Here is a 7,685-nt window from a genome sequence, read left to right as displayed (position 1 = left end):
CCGTGCTTCCGGCAGATCTCGGCAACCGGCAGCCCGGCCTGACCCTCCTTCAGGATCCCGATGATCTGCTCTTCGCTGAACCGGCTCTTCTTCATCGTCCGTCTCCTGATCGACGGACCCTAGCTTCAGACCGAGGGCATTTCAGGGGGCAAGGTCAGCCTGAATCGTTGGTCCGGCACCGACACAGGGTTGGTGGCTGCCCAAGAGCGCATGATGCTCCGTTGAAATCGTCATCCTGTCTTCGCGCAGGATCAGTTAGTGCTGCTGCGCGGCGGCTCGATGGGCTCTCAAGGCTGAGCCGAAGCGGCGGTTGTGCTCACCGTCCTAGCTTGCATCAGCATGATGCTCTTGGTTCAGCCTCAGGCGACGAGCAGGCCGAGAAGACTACTTCCGCCCCTGAACGGCAGGCGCCAGCAAAGCCTACGTCTGCCGGATCTTCAAGGTGCCGCGCTCATCTTGTTCGATGCCTCAAGAGGGACGACTGAACTGGCGCTGGCTGCCGAGCACAGGCTGGTTGGCTATGCCGGCCTCGCCACGGCCGGCACGTAATCGGTGAGATCCTCGTCAGCGACGATGACGGTGCGCTGCGTTTCGGCGGACTTGTAGAGTGCCATCAGCATCTCCACGACCGCCACGCCGTCGTGGAAAGTTTCCATTGGCACTCGGCCGGTCCGGAAGCACTCGACCATGTGCCGGTTCTCGTCCGTGTAGCCGTAGACACCGGCCTCGTCCTCGAGGATCGGCATCAGGCCCTGCTCCGCGTTCTGCTTCTCGACCAGGTCCTCGCCTTCGGCACCGCTCACCTGGCGCGACATGAAGATCCGCAGCGGCGTGTTCAGGGACGAGAACTCGAGCGTGTATTCCGGCCCGAGCAGTTCCAGCTGGATGCGCAGCCCGGCGCCGACATAGGCCCACGAGGTGGTCGCCTCCACCACCACCTCGTGGCCGTCCGGATCGACGAAGGTCAGCATGCCGCGGGCGAAATCCTCGGCCGGACGCCGTGCGTAGTCGACCTCCGCCCCCATGCGCCGCTTCAGGTCCTCGACATAATGCGGCCGGCTCCATTTCAGCGTAGCAACCGTGCCGGTGGCGCTCTTGAGCTTCAGCGAGGTGCGCGGTGCATCGGGGGCGGTGAGGAGGAAGCGACCGACCTCGACCGAGTGGCACATCATGTCGAGCAGCACGCCGCCACCCTGCTGCTGGCCCTGCCAAAACCAGGGCTCGTGCGGACCGCTGTGCTCCTCGGCCGCGCGGGCCAGATAGGGCCGCCCGGCGGCCGGCACGGCGCGGCGCCAGATGATCTCCTTGCCGCGGGTTACCGCGGTCGAGAACAGCTGGTTCTCGAGATAGCCGTGGTTCAGCCCGGCCTCCTCGGCGAGGCGCAGCATTTCCTTGGCCTCGCGCAGGGTGCGCGCGAGCGGCTTCTCGCAGGCCACCGCGAACACCCGGGAAGCGCCGCTTTGCACCGTCTCTGCGATCACCCGCATCGTGGCGAGCCGCGTATGGTTCGGCGACAGGATCCAGACCGCGTCGACCTGGCCGGACGACAGGAGCGCTTCCAGGCTGTCATAGGGCGTGCAGCTGCCGAGCCCCAGCTCGTCCACCGCAGCGGCGAATGCCCGGCGCTTCGCAGCGGTCGGGCTATGGACCGCGGTGACCTCGACATTGCGCACGCCTACCAGCGACTTCAGGTGAAAATGCGCGATGAACCCGGCGCCGATGAAGCCTACGCGCAGGATCTTGCGGGTCTCGAACATGTTCATGGCGCTTCCTCGCTCGGGGGTGGTGCATTGCCAAGGTGGCGGGGTGTCGGCCGGGTGGTGCCGCGCAGAACCAGTTCCACGTCCACGCAGATGCTCACGGGCTGCGGCTTGCGGCCGGACAGGATCTCGATCATCAGCTCCATGGCACGGCTGCCGATCTCGCGGCGGTGCTGACGGATCGTGGTGAGCGGCGGGTTGCAGGTTTCCGCGAAGATCGAATCGTCGAAGCCGACCACCGACACATCCTCCGGGACCCGCCGGCCCCGCGCCCGCAGCTCGTTGATGGCGCCGATCGCCATGGCATCGCTGCTGGCGAAGAGGGCGGTGAAGCCGACGTCGCGATCCAGAAGCTCCGCCACGCCCGCCCGGCCCGAAGCCAGGTGAAAGTCGCCGCGCACGACCAGCGCCGGATCCGGCTCGATTCCGGCAGCGGCCAGGCCCGCGAGGTAGCCGGCATGGCGCCCCACGCTCATGACCTCGGGCATGGGGCCGGTAAGATGGGCGATCCGACGGTGGCCCAGCCCGATCAGGTGATCGACTGCCTGCCGCGCCGCTGCTCGGTTGTCGATGGTGACGGTCGGCAGGCCCGCCTCCGGGATGAACTCGAGCGCCACGACGATCGGGGGCAGGGCGGGCGGCGTCGGCAGGGCGGAAGGCAGCCCACCGGTCATCAGGATCAGGCCGTCCGCCTGCCGCCGCCGGACCATCTCCAGGTAATGCCCGACCCTCGTGACGTCGTTGCGGGCATCGCCCATCAACACCCGGTAGCCGGCGGCGAAGGCCGTTTCCTCCACGCCCTTGTAGATGTCGAGATAGAAGGGGTTGGAGATGTCCCGGACCAGCAGGATCACCGTGCGGGTCGCGCGGCGGCGGAACTGCACCGCCTGCGCGTTCGGCACGAAGTCCAACGCCGCCACCGCGGCCAAGACCTTTGCGCGCGTGCCAGGCCGCACCGCGTCCGGCCTGGCCAGCGCGCGCGAGACCGTGGCCGTGGACACGCCGGCATATTTCGCGACGCTGCGGATGGTGGAGGTGGTCACGGCTAGACCCGCAGCTGCGTCTGCCGGCCGTAGAGCAGCATCAGGCCGAGCAGCACGGCACCGAAGATGATCTGCCGGCCCCAGAACTCGAGCTGCAGGGTCGTCAGCACGCTCTGCAGAAGGGTCAGCGCGATGGCGCCCAGCATCACCCCGAAATAGTTGCCGGCCCCGCCGGCCAGCGACACCCCGCCGATCACCACCGCGATGATGGAGGGCAGCACGTACTGGTCGCCGACACTGATGAAGCTGTTGCCGGTATAGCCGATCACGCAGACCCCGGTGAGCCCCGCGAACAGGCCGGACAGGCCGTAGAGGAGCGTGCGCAGCAGGCCGGTCGGCATGCCCGTGAGCGCTGCCGCGCGCTCGTTCGAGCCCATGGCGTAGACCGCATAGCCGAAGCTGGTCCGCCGGAGCAGGAACCACATCGCCAACGCGATCAGCGCCCAGACGAACAGGATGCCCGGCAGGCCCAGCAGCAGGGGCTGGTTGACGAAGCCCATGAGCATCGGCGCGGCGTTGCCGGAGGGAGCCCCCCTGGACAGCACGACCAGGCCGCCCTGAACGACACCCATCATGCCGAGCGTCATCACGAGCGGCGGGATGCGCAGGAGGGTGACGCCCAGGCCGTTCACGATCCCGATCGCGAAGGTCACCCCGCCGGCCGTCAGGACCGCCGGCAGGATGGCGCCGTTGACCCCGTTCATCACGTTGCCGGCGGTGAAGGCGCCCAGCGAGATCAACACACCCACCGACAGGTCGATCCCTTCGCGCCCGCCGATCACCACCAGGCTCTGGCCCGCCGCGACGATGCCGAGGATCGCCGAAACGGTCAGGAGCCGGGTGACTTGGTCGCCGCGGGCGAAGCCGGGTGAGAGGAACTCACCGGCCGCCAGAAGGACCAGGATGGCGATCGAGGCCAGGACCAGAGGCTCGGCGAGAAGGGTCTTGATGCGGGCCATCACCACCTCTGGCGTCCTGCCACCAACACGCCGCCCGCAAGGGCAGCGAGCGTGATCAGCCCCTGGACCAGGGTCTGGTACTCGAACGGCAGGCCGGCGAAGAAGATCACGTTGCCGATCATGCCGAGCACGAGGGCGCCCAGCACCGAGCCGAACGCGCTGCCCGAGCCGCCGGCGAGTGCGGTGCCGCCCAGCACCACCGCGGAGATCGAGGACAAGGCCAGCATCCGCCCCATCAGCGGGTCGCCGCTGGCGGTCTCGCCGGTGAGGCACAGGCTGGCGAAGGCCGAGAACAGGCCGGCCAGGACATAGCCCTGGATGCGGATGCGCGCCACCGGCAGGCCCGTCTGGAAGGCGCCGGTGCGCGAGCCGCCCACGGCCGCCAGATGAGTCAGGAACGGCCGCCACGACAGCAGCGCCACCAGGAGCAGAGCCGTCAAGAAGATCCACAGCGTGACCGGCAGGCCGAGCAGGCTGCCGGCATAGGTCCGCCAATAAGGAGCCGGCACCGGCAGGCCCGCCGTCGGCAGCACGCGCAAGGCCAGGCCACTGAAGATGATCCCGGTCGCGAACGTCGTGACGATCGGCTGGAAGCGCATCACCGCCACGAGGAAGCCGTTGAACAGCCCGCAGGCCATCCCGGTCAGCATGCCGGCCAGAAGACCGAGGAGCACCGCACCCACGCCGTTGCCGATCGCGGCGATCACCGTGACCGTCACCACGTTCACGAGCGCGATGACGGCCCCGACCGACAGGTCGATGTCGCCTGCCAGCACCACATAGGTCTGGCCGATCGCCACCAGCACCAGCGGCAGGAACACCGTCAGGTTCGACTTGAGCACGGTGCCGGTGAACAGGTTGGGCTGCAGCACCGCGTTGACCGCGACCAGCACGATCAGGGCCAGCAGGGTCACGAGCCAGCTGCGCCCGCGCAAGCGCATCGACATGCCGGTCATGCGGCATCCCCATAGGCGGCACGGGTGAGGTGGAGAGCGGTCATGGTGCCGCCCGAAAGCTCGGCAGCGATCGCACCGCCGTTGAACACGAGGATCCGGTTGCAGAGGCCCAGAAGTTCCGCATCTTCCGAGCTGTAAAACAGGATGCTCGCACCTTCGGCAGCAAGGCGCTGCACCAGGTCGAAGAAATCGGCCTTGGCCGCGAGGTCGATCCCCTTGGTGGGATCGTCGAGCAGCAGCACGGCGGGCCTGGTCGCCAGCCAGCGGGCAATGAAGATCTTCTGCTGGTTGCCGCCGGAGAGCGAGCCGATCGGCGCCTCCAGGCCGGCATATTTGGTGTTGAGCGCCGCTGCTGCCTGCCGGAAGCGCTCGGCCAGCCTGCCCGGCCAGACTAGGACCCGGCGTTCGCGGATGAAGCTGGCGGCCGCAATGTTCTCGAAGATCGAGCGCCCGTGCAGGGCTGCATCCCGCCCGCGGTCGCCGGAGACGTAGGCTATGCCGTGGCGGACGGCGTCGGCCGGCTTGCGCAGCCTCAGCGGTGCGCCATCGAGGTTCACCCTGCCCGAATCGAGCGGGTCCGCACCGAACAGGCCGCGCAGGAGCGCCGACTGTCCCTGACCTTGTAAGCCGCCGAGGCCGAGGATCTCGCCCGGCCGGAGCGTCAGCGAAACGTCCCGGAGCCGCCGGCCCCGGGCGCGGTCGACCACCAGGCGCGGCTGCTCATTGGCCGGCCGCTCGACCTGCGGCGGATGCAGATGTTCGGCCATCGCGCCGACCATGGCGTGCACCACGCGGTTCACGTCGGTCTCGGCGGCCGGATAGGTCGCCACCGTGGCGCCGTTGCGCATGACGGTGATCCGGTCGCAGATCTCGAACACCTCGTCGAGCCGATGCGAGATGAAGATCATCGCGATGCCCTGCGCCTTGAGTTCGCGCAGCATGCGGAAGAAGAACTCGACCTGCCGCCGGTCGAGCGCTGCCGTCGCCTCGTCGAAGATGATCAGCCTCGGCCGCCGGGCCAGGACCTTCAGGATCTCCACGATCTGGCGCTGGTCGGGCGCCAGGCGCGCCACGGGCGTGTGCAGGTCGAGCCCGCTGCCGGCGACCGCCTGGAACGGGCCGAGCAGCCGGCCGGCATCGTCTTCCAGCTTCCGCCGGTCGACGAAGCCTGCGCGCGTGCGCGGCTCGTGGCCCAGGAAGATGTTCTCGGCGACCGTAAGCTGCGGCACCAGGGAGAGTTCCTGGTAGAACAGGGCGATGCCGGCAGCCTCGGCGTCGGCCGGCCGCTTCGGCTCCAGGGGTACCCCATCGACCTGGACGCTGCCCCCGTCGCGCAGCACCGTGCCGGCGATGATCTTGCACAGCGTGCTCTTGCCGCAGCCATTGGCGCCGAGCAGCGCGTGGATCTCGCCCCGCTCCACGGTCAAGGCACCGTCCGACAGGGCCACCACGGCGTCGAAGCGCTTGGTGATGCCTTGCGCTCTCAGGGCAGGGGGCATGGCGAGGCCTTCAAGCCGCGCGGTCCCGGCAGCAGGGACCGCGCGCCGGGGTCGGGATCACTTGAAGAACTGCGCGGCCTCGTCCGGCGAGAGCACCGAGGTCACCGACCAGTAGCCGGGCTTGCCCTCGGCTGCCTTCAGCGTATCGGCCAGATTGTCGTTGGAAACGAACGGGATCGGCAGGTAGATCGCGTTGCCGTACTGGCCGGTGAAGATGTCGTCCTTGAACTGCTTGCCCTGCAGGCGCAGCACGGTGACGTTCAAGGCGCTCGCCATGACGCCCGGCGGATTGACCGAGGCGCCGGAATTGAGCTTCTCGGCCGACCACAGGTCCAGGAAGTCCTTGCGGATCTCGCCGGTCGCGGCGATATCGCCGGTCTTGCCGGCCGCCTGGATTGCGCGCCAGGCACCGGCCGCCATGCCGTCCTGCACCCACACGCCGTTGATGTCGGGATAGGTCGCCAGCAGGTTCTGCATGGTCTGCTGGCCCTGCGCCTGGTCCCAGTTGGCGTTGGCCTCGTTCAGCACCTCGATGTCCGGGTACTTCTCGAACACCTCGCGATAGCCGGCCACCCGCATCTCGTTGGCGGGATGCCCGGCCACGCCATTGATGGTCACGACATTGCCCTTGCCGCCCAGTGCATCCGCCAGCCACTGCGCCGACTTGCGCGCCCAGTCGGTCTGGTCGATGCCGACATAGATGGCGTCGGGCGAGGAGACCTCGGCGTCGGTGGCGACCACCAGGATGCCCGATTCCTTGGCCTGGGCGAACACCGGATCGAAGGCGGTCGGGCTGTTCGGGTTGATGATGATGGCGTTGACGCCCTGGTTCATGAAGTTGCGCACGGCGCCGATCTGGCCCTGCACGTCCACGTCTGAGCTCTGGATCAACAGCTCGATGTCGACGCCCTTGTCCTTCCACGCCTGCGCGGCTGCCTGGGCCTCCTCAATCATCTGGGTGCGCCACTCGCTGCCGACCCAGCCATTCGACAGGCCGATCTTGTAGGTCTCGGCAAGCGCCGTACCGCTCATCAGGGCGACAAGGCTCGCCGCCAGGATCGTGATCTTCATCAAGCGCCTCCTCCATCGGGCTGCGACCACGCTCCCTGCCGACCGCGCAGGAAGGAGGACACCCCTGATCTGTTATCGGAAGAATGTAACCGGTTACTTTCTGCGTCAACTGCGGCATGTTCCGCGCCATACTGCCCTGTGATGATGCAGGAGTGGTCTTGGCAGGAGGGTGTCAGAACATGCTGCTATCGCGGCGGCGAGCATAAGCAATGCCGATGGTCCAGGTCTTAAGCGTAGGCGATGGCCTGTCCTGCTGAGAGCCCGTTTGAGAATGGCTATGGGTGGCTGATGCGGCGTAGCAGCAGGCTGCCCATGGCGACGTGGATGAAGGCTTCGGACACATCGAGCCTGGCCTCGTAGTCCCGCACCAGGCGGCGCCAGCGAACCATCCAGCCGA

The 7,685-nt window shown here is 67.8% G+C and carries 7 protein-coding genes and 1 pseudogene; all 8 read right to left on the bottom strand.

Annotation, left to right across the window (positions count from 1 at the left end):
• A partial coding sequence (locus tag HLA95_RS26325) for a transposase (RefSeq protein ID WP_222183311.1) occupies positions 1 to 95 on the bottom strand: 95 nt, incomplete at its 3' end.
• 423 nt (positions 96 to 518) lie between these two features.
• Complete coding sequence (locus HLA95_RS26320; RefSeq protein WP_191059833.1) at positions 519 to 1,757, bottom strand: Gfo/Idh/MocA family protein; 1,239 nt, start codon at positions 1,755 to 1,757, stop codon at positions 519 to 521.
• Positions 1,758 to 1,759: 2 nt separating this feature from the next.
• The gene (locus HLA95_RS26315) at positions 1,760 to 2,803 is read right to left on the bottom strand and encodes a LacI family DNA-binding transcriptional regulator (protein WP_191059830.1); all 1,044 of its coding nucleotides are present in this window, start codon (positions 2,801 to 2,803) and stop codon (positions 1,760 to 1,762) included.
• Positions 2,804 to 2,805: 2 nt separating this feature from the next.
• On the bottom strand, positions 2,806 to 3,762 hold the full coding sequence (locus tag HLA95_RS26310; RefSeq protein ID WP_191059834.1) for an ABC transporter permease: 957 nt from the start codon (positions 3,760 to 3,762) through the stop codon (positions 2,806 to 2,808).
• Positions 3,762 to 4,718 carry an ABC transporter permease gene (locus tag HLA95_RS26305; RefSeq protein WP_222185016.1) on the bottom strand — a complete coding sequence of 319 codons (957 nt, stop codon included), beginning with the start codon at positions 4,716 to 4,718 and terminating at the stop codon, positions 3,762 to 3,764. Before HLA95_RS26305 ends, HLA95_RS26310 begins: the two co-directional genes overlap by 1 nt.
• On the bottom strand, positions 4,715 to 6,217 hold the full coding sequence (locus HLA95_RS26300; RefSeq protein WP_191059831.1) for a sugar ABC transporter ATP-binding protein: 1,503 nt from the start codon (positions 6,215 to 6,217) through the stop codon (positions 4,715 to 4,717). The genes HLA95_RS26305 and HLA95_RS26300 overlap by 4 nt, the downstream gene beginning before the upstream one ends.
• Before the next feature lie 57 nt (positions 6,218 to 6,274).
• On the bottom strand, positions 6,275 to 7,291 hold the full coding sequence (locus tag HLA95_RS26295; protein WP_370467537.1) for an ABC transporter substrate-binding protein: 1,017 nt from the start codon (positions 7,289 to 7,291) through the stop codon (positions 6,275 to 6,277).
• Positions 7,292 to 7,563: 272 nt separating this feature from the next.
• A pseudogene (locus tag HLA95_RS26290) lies at positions 7,564 to 7,685 on the bottom strand (IS5/IS1182 family transposase); the annotation flags it as partial.

This window comes from Geminicoccus harenae, assembly GCF_019800005.1.
Taxonomy (GTDB): domain Bacteria; phylum Pseudomonadota; class Alphaproteobacteria; order Geminicoccales; family Geminicoccaceae; genus Geminicoccus; species Geminicoccus harenae.
The sequence above is the reverse complement of the archived record's forward strand: the minus strand, read 5'-3'. Positions and strand labels throughout refer to the sequence as shown.

Excerpts from the sequence above, each read along its gene's own strand:
- HLA95_RS26300 (WP_191059831.1), bottom strand. The coding sequence starts at position 6,217 with ATGCCCCCTGCCCTGAGAGCGCAAGGCATCACCAAGCGCTTCGACGCC.
- HLA95_RS26310 (WP_191059834.1), bottom strand. The coding sequence starts at position 3,762 with ATGGCCCGCATCAAGACCCTTCTCGCCGAGCCTCTGGTCCTGGCCTCG.
- HLA95_RS26320 (WP_191059833.1), bottom strand. The coding sequence starts at position 1,757 with ATGTTCGAGACCCGCAAGATCCTGCGCGTAGGCTTCATCGGCGCCGGG.
- HLA95_RS26305 (WP_222185016.1), bottom strand. The coding sequence starts at position 4,718 with ATGACCGGCATGTCGATGCGCTTGCGCGGGCGCAGCTGGCTCGTGACC.